The organism is Mesorhizobium sp. 10J20-29 (genome assembly GCF_054130485.1).
This window is the reverse complement of record NZ_CP199156.1, coordinates 2,497,455-2,513,354: the sequence shown is the minus strand read 5'-3', so window position 1 is coordinate 2,513,354 and position 15,900 is coordinate 2,497,455. Positions and strand designations below refer to the sequence as shown.

General features: G+C 64.9%; 15 protein-coding genes. 5 read left to right on the top strand and 10 right to left on the bottom strand.

Annotated elements, in window-relative coordinates; all coding sequences use genetic code 11:
- The first annotated feature begins 63 nt into the window (after positions 1–63).
- Positions 64–456, top strand: a complete 393-nt coding sequence (apaG, locus tag ACT2BZ_RS12040; RefSeq protein ID WP_457935398.1) for a Co2+/Mg2+ efflux protein ApaG — start codon at positions 64–66, stop codon at positions 454–456.
- 63 nt (positions 457–519) lie between these two features.
- Here apaG and ACT2BZ_RS12035 read toward each other — a convergent pair whose 3' ends face one another.
- The 3 genes from ACT2BZ_RS12035 to ACT2BZ_RS12025 all read right to left on the bottom strand — a co-directional run bounded on the left by ACT2BZ_RS12035 (position 520) and on the right by ACT2BZ_RS12025 (position 3,751).
- The gene (locus ACT2BZ_RS12035; protein WP_457935397.1) at positions 520–1,515 is read right to left on the bottom strand and encodes an Hsp33 family molecular chaperone; all 996 of its coding nucleotides are present in this window, start codon (positions 1,513–1,515) and stop codon (positions 520–522) included.
- A gap of 103 nt (positions 1,516–1,618) precedes the next feature.
- On the bottom strand, positions 1,619–2,536 hold the full coding sequence (argF, locus tag ACT2BZ_RS12030; protein ID WP_457935396.1) for an ornithine carbamoyltransferase: 918 nt from the start codon (positions 2,534–2,536) through the stop codon (positions 1,619–1,621).
- Between the two features lie 18 nt (positions 2,537–2,554).
- Positions 2,555–3,751 carry an acetylornithine transaminase gene (locus ACT2BZ_RS12025; RefSeq protein ID WP_457935395.1) on the bottom strand — a complete coding sequence of 399 codons (1,197 nt, stop codon included), beginning with the start codon at positions 3,749–3,751 and terminating at the stop codon, positions 2,555–2,557.
- A 407-nt stretch (positions 3,752–4,158) separates the two neighbouring features.
- Here ACT2BZ_RS12025 and ACT2BZ_RS12020 point away from each other — a divergent pair, with 407 nt between their 5' ends.
- Entirely contained in the window at positions 4,159–4,677 is a 519-nt protein-coding gene (locus tag ACT2BZ_RS12020; protein ID WP_457935394.1) for a GcrA family cell cycle regulator, read from the top strand.
- Between the two features lie 12 nt (positions 4,678–4,689).
- Here ACT2BZ_RS12020 and ACT2BZ_RS12015 read toward each other — a convergent pair whose 3' ends face one another.
- The 3 genes from ACT2BZ_RS12015 to ACT2BZ_RS12005 all read right to left on the bottom strand — a co-directional run bounded on the left by ACT2BZ_RS12015 (position 4,690) and on the right by ACT2BZ_RS12005 (position 7,921).
- Positions 4,690–5,700 (bottom strand): magnesium and cobalt transport protein CorA, encoded by a 1,011-nt coding sequence (locus ACT2BZ_RS12015; protein WP_457935393.1) that lies wholly within the window; start codon positions 5,698–5,700, stop codon positions 4,690–4,692.
- A gap of 112 nt (positions 5,701–5,812) precedes the next feature.
- On the bottom strand, positions 5,813–6,532 hold the full coding sequence (gene phoU, locus ACT2BZ_RS12010) for a phosphate signaling complex protein PhoU (protein ID WP_457935392.1): 720 nt from the start codon (positions 6,530–6,532) through the stop codon (positions 5,813–5,815).
- Between the two features lie 114 nt (positions 6,533–6,646).
- Complete coding sequence (locus ACT2BZ_RS12005) at positions 6,647–7,921, bottom strand: ATP-binding protein (protein ID WP_457941200.1); 1,275 nt, start codon at positions 7,919–7,921, stop codon at positions 6,647–6,649.
- A gap of 106 nt (positions 7,922–8,027) precedes the next feature.
- Here ACT2BZ_RS12005 and ppk2 point away from each other — a divergent pair, with 106 nt between their 5' ends.
- Positions 8,028–8,927, top strand: coding sequence for a polyphosphate kinase 2 (gene ppk2 / locus ACT2BZ_RS12000; protein ID WP_457941199.1), 900 nt, complete (start codon positions 8,028–8,030; stop codon positions 8,925–8,927).
- On the opposite strand, the gene ACT2BZ_RS11995 is transcribed toward ppk2, so the two are convergent.
- Entirely contained in the window at positions 8,847–10,733 is a 1,887-nt protein-coding gene (locus tag ACT2BZ_RS11995) for a glycosyltransferase (protein ID WP_457941198.1), read from the bottom strand. The genes ppk2 and ACT2BZ_RS11995 overlap by 81 nt on opposite strands.
- Before the next feature lie 453 nt (positions 10,734–11,186).
- Between ACT2BZ_RS11995 and ACT2BZ_RS11990 the strand changes: the two genes are divergently transcribed.
- The gene (locus ACT2BZ_RS11990; RefSeq protein WP_457941197.1) at positions 11,187–12,026 is read left to right on the top strand and encodes a transporter substrate-binding domain-containing protein; all 840 of its coding nucleotides are present in this window, start codon (positions 11,187–11,189) and stop codon (positions 12,024–12,026) included.
- Here ACT2BZ_RS11990 and ACT2BZ_RS11985 read toward each other — a convergent pair.
- Both ACT2BZ_RS11985 and ACT2BZ_RS11980 read right to left on the bottom strand, forming a co-directional pair.
- Positions 12,013–12,849, bottom strand: a complete 837-nt coding sequence (locus tag ACT2BZ_RS11985; RefSeq protein ID WP_457941196.1) for a sterol desaturase family protein — start codon at positions 12,847–12,849, stop codon at positions 12,013–12,015. The two genes, ACT2BZ_RS11990 and ACT2BZ_RS11985, sit on opposite strands and share 14 nt — an antisense overlap.
- Positions 12,850–12,868: 19 nt before the next feature.
- The gene (locus ACT2BZ_RS11980) at positions 12,869–13,282 is read right to left on the bottom strand and encodes a tellurite resistance TerB family protein (protein WP_457941195.1); all 414 of its coding nucleotides are present in this window, start codon (positions 13,280–13,282) and stop codon (positions 12,869–12,871) included.
- A 147-nt stretch (positions 13,283–13,429) separates the two neighbouring features.
- Between ACT2BZ_RS11980 and ACT2BZ_RS11975 the strand changes: the two genes are divergently transcribed.
- Entirely contained in the window at positions 13,430–15,082 is a 1,653-nt protein-coding gene (locus ACT2BZ_RS11975) for a lysine--tRNA ligase (RefSeq protein ID WP_457941194.1), read from the top strand.
- Positions 15,083–15,084: 2 nt separating this feature from the next.
- On the opposite strand, the gene ACT2BZ_RS11970 is transcribed toward ACT2BZ_RS11975, so the two are convergent.
- The gene (locus ACT2BZ_RS11970) at positions 15,085–15,888 is read right to left on the bottom strand and encodes a thermonuclease family protein (protein ID WP_457941193.1); all 804 of its coding nucleotides are present in this window, start codon (positions 15,886–15,888) and stop codon (positions 15,085–15,087) included.
- Positions 15,889–15,900: the final 12 nt, after the last annotated feature.

Here is a 15,900-nt window from a genome sequence, read left to right as displayed (position 1 = left end):
CTGGAATGGTTGACGCCAGGTCAGGAAGCGGGAATCTAGAGTGCCGATGCGGAGTAGCAGACCATGTACAGCGCCATGACGCGCAACATCACCGTAACGGTCAAGCCGTTCTACATGGCCGACCGGTCAGATCCCGACGAGAGCCGCTACGTGTGGGGTTACCGGGTGACGATAGACAACCAGTCTGACGACACGGTGAAGCTGCTGTCGCGCTACTGGCACATCACCGACGGGGCCGGAAAGGTCGAGGAGGTGCGCGGCGCCGGGGTTGTCGGCGAACAGCCGCAGCTCGATCCGGGCGACAGCTACCAGTACACGTCAGGCTGCCCGCTATCGACACCGTCGGGATTCATGGTCGGCCGCTACACGATGCGCAATGCGCATGGCGAACAGTTCGACATCGCCATTCCGGCCTTCTCGCTCGACCTGCCCGGCAAGCCGCGCGTGGTGAACTGACCGGAAACACGGACACCCGCCGTGCGGCCAAGCCTCTCCCCGGCGGGGAGAGGCTTGGCCGCATCAGTTGGCGGGCGAGAACCCGGCCGGGTCGAACTCGTAGCTCTGCGAGCAGAACTCGCAGGCGACCGAGATTCGGCCGTCCTCGGTACTCTCGGCGATCTCTTCGGCTGTGAAGCCTTCGAGGATGCCGCGGATGCGCTCGCGCGAGCAGGAGCATTCGTCGGCGACCTGGACGCCGGGGAAGGCGCGGACGCCGTGCTCGTGGAACAGCCGGTAGAGCAAGCGTTCGGACTCGACGGTCGGGTCGGTCAGTTCGGTCGGCTCGATAGTGCCGAGCAGCGCCTGAACTTCCAGCCAGGCATTGTCGAACGGCATCTCGGACCCGGTGTCGCCGTCGCCACCCGGAAGATCCGGCATGCGCAGACGCTCTGGAGACTCGGGCAGAAACTGCGCCAGCAGGCCACCGGCACGCCAGCGCTCGGGCTCGCCCGGGCGCACCACCTTGGCAACCTCCAGGCGGATCTCGGTCGGGATCTGTTCGGACTGCCTGAAATAGGTGCGCGCGGCCTCTTCGAGGGTGGTGCCCTCAAGCTGAACGATGCCCTGGTAGCGCTGCGTGTATTCGCCCTGGTCGATGGTGAGCGCCAGGATGCCGCTACCCAGAAGGGTTTCGGGCGCGGTTTCGCCAACTGCAGCGAGTTCGGCCAGCCGGTCGGGGTCGAAACGGGCGTAGGCGCGCAGCGAACCTGGCGTGGTGAAGTCGGCCACCAACATGTCGACAGGACCGTCGGTGCGCGTCTGGAGGATGAACTTGCCGTCGAACTTCAGCGACGAGCCGAGCAGCGTTGCGACCACGCAGGCCTCTGCGAGAAGCCGGGCGACCGATTCGGGGTAGTCGTGGCGCTCGAGTATGGCGTCCAGCAGCGGGCCGAGCTGAACGATGCGGCCGCGCGCGTCGAGCGGGCCGACCTCGAAGGGAACGACATGGTCGTCCCCGGCATAGCCGAATTCGCCGAGTTTTCTTTCGTGATCAGACACTTGCACAGATTCCAGCATGACACGTCTCCGGCGCGCGGCGATGCCGCCACTCAGGAAGCATGCGTCGAGACGCCCATGGTTGTAGGTGATGCGCCGGAGATAGGCATCACCGGGCCAAGCTTCAAGCGCCGAGGCACCAGGCCAGCACAGCCTTCTGGGCGTGCAGCCGGTTCTCGGCCTCGTCGAAGACGACCGAATTCGGTCCGTCGATGACGTCGTCGGTGACTTCCTCGCCGCGATGCGCCGGCAAGCAGTGCATGAACAGGGCGTCGGACTTCGCCTTTTGCATCAGGTCGGCATTGACCTGATAAGGCAGGAAGACATTGTGGCCGCGGGCGCGGTGCTCCTGGCCCATCGAGACCCAGCAGTCGGTCATGATGCAGTCGGCCTGCTCTGCGGCATCCTGCGGCGAGCGCATGATCGTGACGTCGCCGCCATTGGCCCTGGCCCAGTCGACATACTTGCCTTCCGGCTCGCTGCCTTCCGGAACGGCGATGCGCAAATTGAAGGAGAAGCGGGCCGACGCCTCGAGCAGCGAGTGTACGACATTGTTGCCGTCGCCGATCCAGGAAATGGTCTTGCCGGCGACCGGGCCGCGATGCTCCTCGAAGGTCATGATGTCGGCCATGAGCTGGCAGGGATGCGTATCGTCGGTCAGGCCGTTGATGACCGGCACTGTGGCGTGCTCGGTCAATTCCAAGAGCCGTTCATGCGCGGTGGTGCGGATCATGATGGCATCGACGTAGCGCGACAACACTTTGGCAGTGTCGGCGATGGTCTCGGAGCGGCCGAGCTGCATTTCGGTGCCGGTCAGCATGATGGTCTCGCCGCCAAGCTGGCGCATGCCGACGTCGAAGGAAACGCGCGTGCGGGTCGAGGGCTTGTCGAAGATCATCGCCAGCACCTTGCCGTCGAGCGGCCGCGAGCGCTCGCCGGCCTTGAGGCGTGCCTTGCGGGCCGAGGCGTCGGTCAGCATGCCGCGCAGCTCACCTTCGGAAACGGCGGACAGGTCGGTGAAGTGGCGGATACCACCGGTCATTGCAAATACTCCAGGAAATCAGCCGGCGGCAGCGACGGGTGCGGCCGAGAGTGCCGCGGCGCCCGCCCGAATGCGATCGAGCGCATCGCGGATCTCGTCGTCAGTGACGACGAGCGGCGGCAGCAGGCGTATGACATTGTCGCCTGCGGGCACGGTGAGCAGGTGCTGCTCGCGCAACGCTGCGTTGAGGGCAACATTGGGCACACGGCACTTCAGGCCGAGCAGGAGGCCGGTGCCTCGGACCTCCTCGATGACGCCGGGGAACTCGTCGGCGACGGAGGCGAGACCCTGCTTGATGAGCAGCGACTTGCGCGTCACATCGTCGAGAAAGCCGTCTTCCAGCACGACGTCGAGAACCGCGTTGCCGACCGCCATGGCAAGCGGATTGCCGCCGAAGGTGGTGCCGTGGACGCCGGCGGTCATGCCGCCGGCAGCGGCGTCCGTTGCAAGGCAGGCGCCCATGGGGAAGCCACCGCCAATGCCCTTGGCGATCGCCATGATGTCGGGCGCGACGCCCGACCATTCATAGGCGAAGAGCTTGCCGGTCCGGCCGATGCCGCACTGGACCTCGTCGAAGATCAACAACAGGCCATGCTTGTCGCACAGCGCGCGCAACCGCTTCAGGGACTCCGCCGGGAATGTGCGTACACCGCCCTCCCCCTGCACAGGCTCAAGCAGGATGGCTGCGGTTTCGGGCGTGATGGCCTTTTCGGCGGCGTCGATGTCGTCGAACGGCACCTGGTCGAAGCCGTCGGCCTTGGGGCCGAAACCCTCGAGATATTTCGCCTGGCCGCCGGCGGCGATGGTGGCGAGCGTGCGGCCGTGAAAGGCGCCCTCGAAGGTTATGGTGCGGAACCGCTCGGGGTTGCCGTTGACATAGTGATGGCGGCGCGCCGTCTTTATGGCAGCCTCAAGCGCCTCGGCGCCGGAATTGGTGAAGAACACCTTGTCAGCGAAGGTCGCCTCGACGAGCCGCTCGCCGAGCCGGCGCTGGCCCGGAATCTCGTAGAGGTTGGAGACATGCCAGAGCTTGCCGGCCTGTTCGGTGAGCGCGGCGACAAGATGCGGATGGGCGTGGCCAAGCGAATTGACGGCGATGCCGGCGGCGAAATCGAGGTAGCGCTGCCCATCAGCGGCGATCAGCCAGCTGCCTTCGCCCCGCTCAAAGGAGAGGGGCGCGCGCGCGAAAGTCTCGTAAAGCGCCGAACCGCTCATTATATGTCTCTCCGGAACCAACAGTCGGGAATTGCGGCGGCCTCGCGTGGCGCAGGAAATCCCGGTAGCGGCCAAAAAATCAAAAAGCCGCCCAAGCGGCGGCCGACCCGTTCATATTGTGGGTTTTGGCCATGAAGTCAACGAAAACGTCGCGCAGGAAAGCGCGACCCAGCTTATCCCCGCTACCCCGCAAACGCGGCCGGTCAAGTTGGGGAAAACCAAAAAAACCAATCGGTGTTGCATCGGGGACTCTTGTCACCGAGTCAGCCGATAGAGTAGTTTGAGACCAAGAAAAGACTATATTTCGTGCGGCGAACCTAATCAGCAGCGTATATGTAGTGTCCGCCCGGCGATGCCGGGGCGCTGATGGATTCCGGATTCCGCACGCTGAAAAGGAGCGTGCCACAATGAACTGGACCGACGAACGCGTCGAACTTCTGAAGAAGCTTTGGTCGGAAGGCCTGAGCGCGAGCCAGATCGCGGCCCAGCTCGGGTCGGTGACGCGCAACGCCGTGATCGGCAAGGTGCACAGGCTGAAACTGTCGAGCCGCGGCCGCTCGACCGCAGCCCCTGCCCGACAGAAGAAGACCACCATGGGCGCCAGCGCCTCGAAGAGCACCAGCCGCGCGTCCAGCGTGACGCGCACGGTGACGACCTCGATCGGCGCCAATGCGCTGCAGGCTCAGTTCGATACCGATCCGGTGGTGCGCTACCAGGCGCAGCCGAGCGAGAATGTCGTGGTGCCGATTTCGCGCCGGCTACAGCTGGTGCAGCTCTCCGAGAACACCTGCAAATGGCCGAACGGCGATCCGCTGACCGAGGATTTCAGCTTCTGCGGCAACGATGCCGGCGAAAGCGGACCCTATTGCGGCTACCACTCCAAGATCGCCTTCCAGCCTGCCTCTGAGCGGCGCCGGAGCCGCTGAGGCTTCCGGCTCCTATAGCCAGTCGTTGCGCCTGAAGCGCCAGTAGAGCACGGAGCAGACGACGAAGATGAATCCGAGCACGGCGGGATAGCCGTAGGTCAGCTTCAACTCCGGTATGTCAGCGAAATTCATCCCGTAAATGCCGGCGACTGCCGTCGGCACGGCCAGGATGGCAGCCCAGGAAGCCAGCTTCTTGGCGATTGCCGTCTCCTGGCTCTGGCCGACGAGCAGGCTCGCCTCGAAGGCGAAGGCCAGCACCTCGCGCAGATTGTCGATCTTTTCCTGTACCGTCCTGATGTGGTCCGTGACGTCGCGGAACAGCGTGTGCATGGCCGGCCGGATCTGCGGCAGCTCGGTCCCTGTCAGGCGGCGGCAGACCTCGACCAGCGGGGCGGCCGCATTGCGCAGGCGCAGGAGGTCGCGGCGCAGCATGTAGAGCCTCTCGATGTCGGCCCCGGTCATCGGCCGGGCCAGCACGCGATCCTCGATCTCGTCGACCTCCTCCTGGATCTGGTCGAGCACTGGCATGTAGTTGTCGACGATGAAATCGAGGATGGCGTAGAGGATGAAATCCTCGCCCTTGGCGAGCGCGGTCGGGCAGGTTTCCCAATGCTGGCGCACCGCGGCGTAGGAGGTCGAGGTGCCATGCCTGACGCTGACGGTGTAGCCCTTGCCGACGAAAACATGGGTCTCGCCGAAGGAGACGCGGCCGCGGATGAGCTGTGCAGTGCGCGCGACGATGAAGAGGGCATCGCCATATTGCTCGAGCTTCGGCCGCTGATGCGGATGCTCGGCGTCTTCGATGGCGAGGTCGTGCAGCCCGAACTGCTCCTGCACCCGCAGGAGAAGGTCCCGGCTCGGCTCCCAAAGGCCGATCCAGACGACATGGCCCTCCTTCTTCGTCCACGCGCCGGACTCATCGACCTGGATGTCGGCGACGCGACGTCCGCCCTCATAGACGCTGCAGGCGACGACACCGTCCTCGTTCAGGTTCGTCGCTGCCATATCCTCGATGAGGCCCATTTCTCCTCCTGGCGGCCGTAACCTGGGTCCGGCTTGGACGATGCTACCTCATTTGAGGCGCCAGGGCAGGCCCGACCTGCGGCAGGGCACCGGAATGGGAAGACGATGTGCGTCAGTCTCCGGTCTCGCCGGACACCGTGACCTTGTGGCTCTTGTCTTCCTTGGGGCGCTCGGAGGGCATCTGCTCGCCAGTGACGACGTAATAGATCGTCTCGGCAATGTTGGTGGCATGGTCGCCGATGCGCTCGATGTTCTTGGCGCAGAACAGCAGATGCGTGCAGGGCGTGATGTTGCGCGGATCCTCCATCATATAGGTCAGGAGCTCGCGGAACAGCGAGGTGTACATGGCATCGATCTGTTCGTCGCGGTCGCGCATCAGGGCGAGGCGATCGACAGACCGCGAGGCATAGACGTCGAGCACTTCCTTGAGCTGGGTCAGCGCCAGTTCGACCAGGGCCTCCAGGCCGCGGAAAAGGCTGAGCGGATGGCGTGCCTCGGTGACGGCGACGACACGCTTGGCGATATTCTTGCCGAGGTCGCCGACGCGCTCGAGGTCTGCGGCAATGCGGATCGCGCCAATGATCTCGCGCAGGTCGTCCGCCATCGGCTGGCGCTTGGCGATGATGATGATCGACTTGTCGTCGATCTCGCGCTGGCACTCGTCGAGAAAGACGTCGTCCTCGATGACCTTGCGGGCAAGGCCGGCGTCGGAATTGACCAGCGCCGACATCGACTGGTCGACCATGCGCTCGGCGTGACCGCCCATCGAAGCGATGCGGTTGGATAGGAACTTGAGTTCCTCGTCGAAGGAGTGGACGATATGCGCGGTCATGTCTGTTCCAGCACAGTCTTGCGACTCAGGGCCTCTCTAGGGTCAATCATCGCTGATAGGCCAGCCAGATGACAGAAAAAAGAACCCGAACCCGGGCTGCCGCGCCCTGGAGGGCTATTTGAGCGGCAGATGCACCGTGAAGGTCGCACCCTTGCCGACTTCGGACTTGATGTTCAGCCGCGCATTGTGGCGGGTCAGGATGTGCTTGACGATCGACAGGCCGAGACCGGTCCCCTTCTGGGCCCGGCTGGTGTCGACGTCGACGCGGTAGAAGCGCTCGGTGATGCGCGGAATATGCTCTTCCGGGATGCCCGGTCCATAGTCGCGGATCGTGACCGCCACCTCGGTGCCGCCGGCCGTCCCGGTTTCGATCGACACGGTGACGCGGTGGCCCGACTGGCCGTACTTGCAGGCATTTTCGAGCAGGTTCTCGAAGACCTGGAAGAGCTCGTCGCGATCACCGCGCAACTCGACCGGCGTGTCGGCGAACTGCCGCTCGATGACGACCCCGGACTCTTCGGCCAGCGGGCCGAGCGAGTCGATGACGCTCTGCAGGACCAGGCGAACGTCAACAGTGGCGCCGGGCGGCAGATAGGGTTTCATCTCGAGGCGCGACAGCGACAGGAGGTCGTCGATCAGACGCGCCATGCGTGCGGTCTGGTTCTGCATGATCTGCAGGAAATGATCGCGCGCCTTGGCGTCGTCGCGCGCCGGCCCGCGCAGCGTCTCGACGAAGCCGGCGATGGAGGCGAGCGGCGTGCGCATCTCGTGGCTGGCATTGGCGATGAAGTCGGCGCGCATCCGGTCGATGCGCCGCGTCTCGCTCTGGTCCTTGAAAACGACGACGAAGAGGCCGGTGCCTCGGCCGATGGAAGAGGCGGTGACGCGATAGACGCGCTCGATGGGAATGCGCTCGGAATAGTCGACCACGGCGGACGGCACCACGCCGGTGCGCACGCGCTCGAAGAGAGACTGCATCTCCGGCGCGCGGAACTTCATCATCATGGACATGCCCGGGGCGATCACGCCGAAGGCGGCGAGGGCGGCTTCGTTGGCATGCACCGCGCTGCCGGCGGCGTCGAAGATGACGAGCGGATCGCCGACGGCCTCGGCGAGGCTCTGCGCGGTCAGCCCGTCGAGACCGTTGCGGTCGGCGGCAGCGGCACGGTCGGCCTTGCGCTGACCCCGCGTGCGGCGGGGCGCGATCGCGGTGACAGCGAACAGAATGACGATAATGGCAGCGGTCAGCTGCCAGGACCCTCCCCCGAGATGGTGGACGGCAAGCACGGCCATGATACCGGCAACGAGCGTCCAGCGGTTCTGCGCCAGCCGCCCGGCGACGAGGGCGCTGAAGCGGCGGGCCTGTTCATCGCGTCTCGGTTCGGCCATCAGCCCTTTCCTGCCACAACAGATGTCCGACGAAGCGAAGTTCGCGCTGGACCCCTCCGGGAGCACCCAATAGCATGATTGCAAAAGCAGGAAAGGTTGTGCGCAGATGAAAAAAGGTGCCGGCAAGGCCTCGGCCAGGGACGAGAAGGACGCGCTGAAGATCATGGTCGACGGCGTCCAGCGCGAATTCGACATCTACGACCCCAAGCTGCCGGACTGGATCGAAGACAAGGCGCTGGAATCCGACGGCTATCCCTACGACAAGAAGCTCAAGTCCAAGGACTACGAAAAGCAGCTCGAGAAGCTGCAGCAAGAACTGGTGAAGCTGCAGTTCTGGCAGCAGGCGACCGGGACGCGGGTGATGATCCTGTTCGAGGGACGCGACGCCGCGGGCAAGGGCGGTACGATCGGCGCCATGCGCTACTACATGAACCCGCGTACGGCGCGCACCGTGGCGCTGACCAAGCCGACCGAGACCGAGCGCGGCCAATGGTACTACCAGCGCTACATCGAGCATTTTCCAACGGCCGGCGAGTTCGTCGCCTTCGACCGCTCTTGGTACAACCGCGCCGGGGTCGAGCCGGTCATGGGCTTCTGCACGCCCGAACAGCACCGGCATTTCCTGCAGGAGACGCCGGGCTTCGAGCAACAGATCGTCGACGAGGGCATCAAGTTCTTCAAGTTCTGGCTGAATGTCGGCCAGGAGATGCAGTTGAAGCGATTCCACGATCGGGTGCACAGCAAGCTGACCTGCTGGAAATTCTCGCCGATGGACGTGGCCGGCATCACGAAATGGAACGAGTACACCGAGGCGCGCGACCTCATGCTGAAGAAGACGCATACCAAGCATGCGCCGTGGCAGGTGGTGAAGACCAACGACAAGCGGCGCGCCCGCATCGAGGTGATCGGCCACGTGCTGCGCAGTCTAGACTATACCGGGCGCGACATGGACGTGATCGGCGAGCCGGATCCGAAGATCATCGGTGGCGGTGCGCGGCTGCTCTGAGGCGGTCACGGGACCGGACCAGGCAGGGTGCGGCGTCTTTTCCCAGTGGTGCGGTTGGCGGCAGATCTGCCAGACCGCGCGCCAGGCGGCCAGCGACATCATCATCCAGTAGACCGGCGTGAACAGAACGACCTTCCAGAAGCCCCTGCGCTCGGCCCTGTCCAGTGCCTGCCAGCCGAGCAGCAGGAAGGAAAGGTAGCCGCAGGCGACGTTGACCAGATCGACGCCGAACAGCATCGATTTCCAGAGCCCCATCGGCCGCTCCATCATCAGGTCTACCAGCAGCACAAGCCCCGTGACGATCAAGAAGGGATGCGCAAGCGCCGACAGCACCATGCCGGCGAAGAGTATCTGCGCGATGAGGAACGAACCTGGCCCGAGTTCGCCAGCCAGGCGGAGCGGATCGCGCATGTGGACGAGCCATGTCTGCATCCATCCTTTGAACCAGCGGGTCCGCTGCGGCAGCCAGATGTCGAAACTGTCAGGCGCCGGCTCGACGGTCGGACAGGCGATGGTCTGCGTGCGGTAGCCGAAGCGGGCGAGGCGGACGCCGAGATCGGCATCCTCGGTGACGTTGAACGGGTCCCAGCCGCCGACACGGTCGAGAACCGAGCGGCGGAAATGGTTCGAGGTGCCGCCGAGCGGCAGCAGAAGCCGGCGGACTGACAGCCACGGCAGCAGGGCGCGAAACAGCGAGGCATACTCGAACCCGAACATGCGGGCGACGGGGCCCGCCCCCCAATTGGCGATCTCGAGCGGTGCCTGGACGCATCCGACATCGGGCCCCGCCGCCTCGAAGGCCTGAAACGCGGCAATGAGTTGCGAGGGGTCGGGACAATCCTCGGCGTCGTAGAGGGCGACGTAGTCGCCGCTTGCCAGCGGCAGCGCATAGCAAAGCGCCTTCGGCTTGGTGCGCGGTCCGCCGACCGGGACGCGGACGATCTCGAAATGGCGCGGAAGATCCAGCGACCCTAACGTGGCAAGCGTGGCCGCGTCATCGGCCTCGCAGACCAGCTTGATGTCGAGACGGTCCCGCGGCCAGTCGAGCGCCTTGAGCGCGACAACGAGCCCCGGCACGCTCTCGGCCTCGTCGTATAGCGCGACGAGCACGGAATAGGTCGGCAGGCGCGCCCGTGACACGGCGGAGATAGGAGCGGTAGCATGCGTCTGCGGCGAGCAGAGTGCGGCAAACCGCAGCCCGACGCAGGCAAGGAAGAAGAACGACAGGAAAATATGCAGCGCCGTCCAGGCTTCGAACGGCGCCAGCAGGGTGGCCGCCGGCACCGCAACGAGGACTGCGCCGACGACGAAGCCCTGCCAGGCATTTGCGACGATGCGCGCAGAGAACTTAGGAAACCTGTCGAAGAGATCTCCGGTCGCCTGCTGCGCCAGCAGCGGCCGCATGCGCACGGAAAGCGCGCGCCTGAGTTCCTTCGGGACGACAATCCTGAGGCGCCCCCTGATCCTCGGATATCGCTCGACCAGACGGCGCAGGCGACCGGGATCGAGCCGATCGGGCGAAACGAGATAGGTCGTCGACCCATCGGGCTCTTCCTGCTTGACGGGAAAATGCCAGGAGGCGCGGCGCAGCAGCGACAGGGCTGCCGCTTCGTTGACGATCAGCCTGTCAGGGTCGATGCGCTCCGTGAAGCCAAGCCCCAGTTCAGCCGCCAGCGCACGGTAGAAGGCGACTTCGCCGACAAGCCCGGAATCGATCAGCTCGAACTGGAAGCCGTTGCCATTGCGGCGCGCGAGCGCGGCGATCCATGAGGCCTGATCGATGGACAGCGGCAGACGCTGCAGCAAGGGGAGCCAGTCCAGCAGCTCGGGGAACAGCTGGCAGGCGAGGCGCTGACGCCCGTCGATGCGCCGTCTGTCGCTGGAGGGGCCAGTAGCGGGCGGGTGCGCCTGCAACCGGTCGCTGTGATGAGCCAAACGTGCAAATGACGGCGGCTCAGACAGCCCCACGGCCGAGCCCACCTTGAAAGCCTACGCGATACATTGCGGCTCCCCGCCACTCTGCTTTCGTACACTTAACTACTACTTAATCATACTTTAACTTGCGTACCCCCCGCAATAGAAGATTTTTTGTCCTTGCCGATCAGCTTTTGCGACTTGTCTCCCGCTGCCGTCCGGACGCATTTCCCGGGCAGAGGAGTCCCAGAAACTCGGGCAGTTTTCGGTTGCGGTGCATGGCGTTTCGCCCGAAAAGCCGTATAGGGTGAGCCTTCCTTCCGGACGACACGACAAGGTCGCTGCATGAGATTTCGATCGATCGTTCTGCTGATGACGGCGCTGGCGTTTGGCACAACCGCCGCGCAAGCGGCCGAGCCCCTGGCGCCCATGTTCTGGGACAGCAAGGAGCGGCTGCCACGCCCCGATCTCAGCGGACTGAAGCGCCTGCGCTTTCTGACGACGACCGATTTTCCGCCCTTCAACTTTCTCGACGGTGCCGGACGGCTTTCCGGCTTCCACATCGACCTGGCGCGCGAGATCTGCACCGAACTCGACATCTCGGAAAAATGCGAAGTCCAGGTTATGCCATGGGCGGGGCTGGAGCAGGCGCTGATCAGCGGCCGCGGCGAGGCGATCATAGCCGGCATCGCGGTGACCGAGGAATCGCGCTCGAAATACGCCTTCTCGCGGCCATACCTGCAGTTTCCGGCGCGCTTCGCCATGCTCAAGACCAAGGCGCTTTCGGAGCCGATCTACGACAAGGTTCAGGGCGAGCGCATCGGCGTGCTAGCGGGCTCGGGCCATGAGCAGATGCTGCGCGACTATTTTCCCGGCGTGCAGGTGGTGACCTATACCAGGCAGGACTGGCTGCAGGCCGACCTGAAGGCCGGCAAGATCGCCGGCACGTTCGGCGACGGCATGCGGCTCGCCTTCTGGCTGGCCGGGTCTGACGCCGGCGGCTGCTGCCGCTTTGTCGGCGGGCCCTACCTGGCGCCCGAGTATCTCGGCACCGGACTGGCGATTGCCACGGAAATCGACGATCCGCTGCTCACCGCCGCCTTCGATTATGCGCTGCAGCAGATTGCCGTAAAGGGCCGGTTCGCCGAGCTGTACCTGCGCTATTTCCCTGTCAGCTTCTACTGAGCCGGCGGCCGACCCGCCTGAACGGCAGGACAAGTGACCACCAGAGGCCGGCAGGCCTGTCGTCGCGATACTCGTTGAGCCCGATGTTGATGCCCTCCTGGCCGAGCGCAGGAGCATGCACATAGGTGGACAGAAGACGGTCCCAGAAGGCGAAGTTGAAGCCGTAGTTGGAATCGGTCTCGGCCGGATTGGTCGAATGATGAACGCGGTGCATGTCGGGCGTCACGATGACCCGCCGCAGGATGGCGTCGACGCGGTCTGGCAGCCTGACGTTGGAATGGTTGAACATCGAGATGCCGTTGAGCACGATCTCGAAGATCAGCACCGAGACGACCGGCGCACCGAGGGCGATGACGATGGCCGCCTTCCACAGCATGGAGAGCAGGATTTCCAGCGGATGGAAGCGCAGCGCGGTGGTCACGTCGAAACCGGTGTCGGCGTGGTGCATGCGGTGGATGCGCCACAGCAGCGGGATCTTGTGGCTGACGAGATGCTCGAACCAGACGGCAAAATCGAGCACCACGAAGGCGATGATGCCCGCAATGACGCCGTTCAGCCCGGCGAGGCGCATCAGGCCGTAGCCATTGGCCTCGGCCCACAGCGCGGCACCAACGGCGGCGGCGGGAAACACGATCCGCAGAAGCGCCGACGACAGGATGACGATCGACAGGTTGGTGAGCCAGCGGCGCGACTTCAGCGCGCCGCGCATCTCCGGCCTTTCGAGGCGCGGCGACCAGAGCTCGAAAGCGGCCATCGAGCCGAAGATCGCCAGGAAGGCGACGAGGCGGATCGTCGCCTGGGATTCCAGCATGCCGCCCGTCATCAGCCGGTCCTGCCGGCGATCATGTCAGGCTCCGCGTGCGGGCCTTGTTGCCGCGCTCGATGGCGGCAACCGTCAACTGGTCGATCTTCAGATGCTGGCGCAGCATTTGCAGCACGCGCAGTTCCTCCATTCGCATCTCGTGGTCGACCGCGGCGACCTCGAATGCGGCAGCATAGGCGGTGTCATGCAGCCTTTCGGGGATGGCCTGGCGGGCGAGCTTGAGCACTCCGTCGAGCCCGCCATCCTCGTGCAGAAGCTGCTGGCAGTCCTGCGCCACACGGACCAGGTCGTTCTGCCTGAAATCCTCGAAGACCGGCCAGGTGCGCACCACCTCGCCGATGCGTGCGAGTTCGGCGTCGGTCATGTCGCGGTCGGACGCCGACGTTACAACCATCAGATAGATCAACGCCTCGTGTGCGCCCGGTCTGGCCATATCTTTCTCCCTCAATCCTGGAATAGGTAAGAGCCGCGCTGCGGCACCGCAATGAAAAACCGGGTGCATCGTTGACGCACCGGGTCTGGTTTCATAGAGAACGGCGCTACCGACCGGCCCAGCCGGCCATAATCAGGAATTTCCCATATGGCGGGATCAACCGACATCGATCTCACTCCCGACGTGCTCGCCGCGGCGGCCGAAAGCAAGGCCTGGCCCTTCGAGGAGGCGCGCAAGATCATCGCGCGCTACAAGGGCAAGGACTGGCCCGACACCATCTTGTTTGAGACCGGCTACGGGCCGTCCGGCCTGCCGCATATCGGCACCTTCGGCGAGGTTGCGCGTACCACCATGGTGAGGCACGCTTTCCGCGTGCTGACCGGGGACAAGGTGCCGACCAGGCTGCTCTGCTTCTCCGACGACATGGACGGCATGCGCAAAATCCCCGACAACGTGCCCGACCGCTCCTTCCTGGAGCCGCACCTGCACAAGCCGCTGACCGCGGTGCCGAACCCGTTCGGCGGCGACTACAAGAGCTTCGGCGACCACAACAACGCGATGCTTTGCCGCTTCCTCGACACGTTCGGCTTCGACTACGAGTTCGCCAGCGCGACGGAGTACTACAAGTCGGGCCGTTTCGACGACGTGCTGCTGCGCGCGGTGGCACACTACGACGACATCATGAAGGTGATGCTGCCAACGCTCGGGCCCGAACGCCAGGCGACCTACAGCCCCTTCCTGCCGCTGTCGCCGAAGACCGGCCGCGTGCTCTACGTGCCGATGAAGTCGGTGGACGCCAAGGCGGGCACTATCACCTTCCTCGACGAGGACGGCGAGGAAACCACGCTACCGGTGACCGGCGGCGCGGTGAAGCTGCAATGGAAGCCGGACTTCGGCATGCGCTGGGCGGCCCTCAACGTCGACTTCGAGATGTTCGGCAAGGACCACCAGACCAACGCCGTCATCTACGACCGGATTTGCAACATTCTCGGCGGACGGGCGCCGGAGCATTTCGTCTACGAACTGTTCCTCGACGACATCGGCCAGAAGATCTCGAAGTCCAAGGGCAACGGCATCACCATCGACGAGTGGCTGGCCTACGCGCCGACCGAAAGCCTCGGCCTCTACATGTACCAGAAGCCTAAGACGGCGAAGCGGCTCTATTTCGACGTCATCCCGAAGGCCGTCGACGAGTACTACACCTACCTGTCGGCCTATTTCCGGCAGGACTGGAAGGACAGGCTGAACAACCCGGTCTGGCACATGCATGATGGAAATCCGCCGAAGGTGGACATGCCGGTGCCCTTCTCGCTGCTGCTCAACCTCGTCAGCGCCTCGAACGCCCAGAACAAGGAGGTTCTGTGGGGCTTCATCTCGCGCTATTCCAAGGGCGCATCGCCCGAGACGCACCCCGAACTCGACCGGCTGGTCGGCTACGCGATCCGCTACTTCGACGATTTCGTGCGGCCGGCGAAGGTGTTCAGGGCGGCCGACGACGTCGAGCGCCATGCGCTGACGGTGCTGCTCGAGAAACTGGAGACGCTGCCCGACGATGCCGACGGCGAGGCGATCCAGAACGCCAGCCTGAACGCCGCGCGCACCATCGAGCGCTACCAGGATCATTCCAAGAAGAGCCCGGAGGGTGGGCCCGGCGTTTCGGGCGCCTTCTTCCAGATGATCTATCAGGTGCTGATCGGCCAGGAGCGCGGTCCGCGCTTCGGCTCCTTCGCAGCACTCTACGGCATCGGCGAGACCCGGGCGCTGATCGAGAAGGCGCTCGCCGGCAAGCTCGCCGCCTGATCTTACTCGGCGAGGATCGTCTGGTCCTCGAAGACCGGCGCTGCGGGGGCAGGAACCGCGCCCAGTCCCGACGTATCGGGCGGGGCGCCGAAGATGCCCATGCCGGCGAGCCTCGCCTTCTCCTCGGCCTCGACATAGGGACCGCCTGGCGCGGCGCGGGCCCAGCCGTTCGAGACCAGCCATGCGCCCGCGTCCTGCTTGCCGAGGCGGCAGGGCGCGATGATGTGAACGGCATCGACGCCTTCAGGCACCTTGCAGACCAAGGCGCGGCCGCGCACCCAGAGCCGGAAGGCTGCGCGGGCACGGGCGCCGCACGGCCATGCCACGCCATCGGTGAGGCAGGTCTCGTCGGCCGCCAGCCCCTCCGTGCCGGCGATCGAGATGGTGTGGTCCATGGACTGGAAGACCGCCGACTCCGTGGCAACGGGCCGGAAGAAGGGCGTCCCGCTCCACTTGTTCGATGACTTCGGCTTGGGCGGCGGCGGCAGGGCGAGACTGAGTTGGGAGAGCGGGTCGCGCGGCGCCTCGCGCTGCAACTCCCGCAGATCGACCTGCGGCGGCGCGACGACTTTCGGTGCGACAAGCCGCGACTGCGCCGGCGCGGCCGGGACGGCGGCGGTAGGCGCGCTGTCGGGTGCTCCCGGTGCGATCGGAACGTCTGGCTGATCCGTGCTTACGGCGAGTTCCACTTGGTCCGGCGGATCGAACGATAGTGCTTCCTGCGACGCGATCATGCCGCCGCCAAGCGAAATGACGGCACCACCGATGAGGAGAGACAGGGCGGCGAGGATCGGCGCGCTTTGCATCGCGACCGGGGG

What these genes read in the sequence shown, in the direction of transcription:
- apaG (WP_457935398.1), top strand. Translation starts at nt 64, where the DNA reads ATGTACAGCGCCATGACGCGCAACATCACCGTAACGGTCAAGCCGTTC.
- ACT2BZ_RS12035 (WP_457935397.1), bottom strand. Translation starts at nt 1,515, where the DNA reads ATGCTGGAATCTGTGCAAGTGTCTGATCACGAAAGAAAACTCGGCGAA.
- argF (WP_457935396.1), bottom strand. Translation starts at nt 2,536, where the DNA reads ATGACCGGTGGTATCCGCCACTTCACCGACCTGTCCGCCGTTTCCGAA.
- ACT2BZ_RS12025 (WP_457935395.1), bottom strand. Translation starts at nt 3,751, where the DNA reads ATGAGCGGTTCGGCGCTTTACGAGACTTTCGCGCGCGCGCCCCTCTCC.
- ACT2BZ_RS12020 (WP_457935394.1), top strand. Translation starts at nt 4,159, where the DNA reads ATGAACTGGACCGACGAACGCGTCGAACTTCTGAAGAAGCTTTGGTCG.
- ACT2BZ_RS12015 (WP_457935393.1), bottom strand. Translation starts at nt 5,700, where the DNA reads ATGGGCCTCATCGAGGATATGGCAGCGACGAACCTGAACGAGGACGGT.
- phoU (WP_457935392.1), bottom strand. Translation starts at nt 6,532, where the DNA reads ATGACCGCGCATATCGTCCACTCCTTCGACGAGGAACTCAAGTTCCTA.
- ACT2BZ_RS12005 (WP_457941200.1), bottom strand. Translation starts at nt 7,921, where the DNA reads ATGGCCGAACCGAGACGCGATGAACAGGCCCGCCGCTTCAGCGCCCTC.
- ppk2 (WP_457941199.1), top strand. Translation starts at nt 8,028, where the DNA reads ATGAAAAAAGGTGCCGGCAAGGCCTCGGCCAGGGACGAGAAGGACGCG.
- ACT2BZ_RS11990 (WP_457941197.1), top strand. Translation starts at nt 11,187, where the DNA reads ATGAGATTTCGATCGATCGTTCTGCTGATGACGGCGCTGGCGTTTGGC.
- ACT2BZ_RS11985 (WP_457941196.1), bottom strand. Translation starts at nt 12,849, where the DNA reads ATGACGGGCGGCATGCTGGAATCCCAGGCGACGATCCGCCTCGTCGCC.
- ACT2BZ_RS11980 (WP_457941195.1), bottom strand. Translation starts at nt 13,282, where the DNA reads ATGGCCAGACCGGGCGCACACGAGGCGTTGATCTATCTGATGGTTGTA.
- ACT2BZ_RS11975 (WP_457941194.1), top strand. Translation starts at nt 13,430, where the DNA reads ATGGCGGGATCAACCGACATCGATCTCACTCCCGACGTGCTCGCCGCG.
- ACT2BZ_RS11970 (WP_457941193.1), bottom strand. Translation starts at nt 15,888, where the DNA reads ATGCAAAGCGCGCCGATCCTCGCCGCCCTGTCTCTCCTCATCGGTGGT.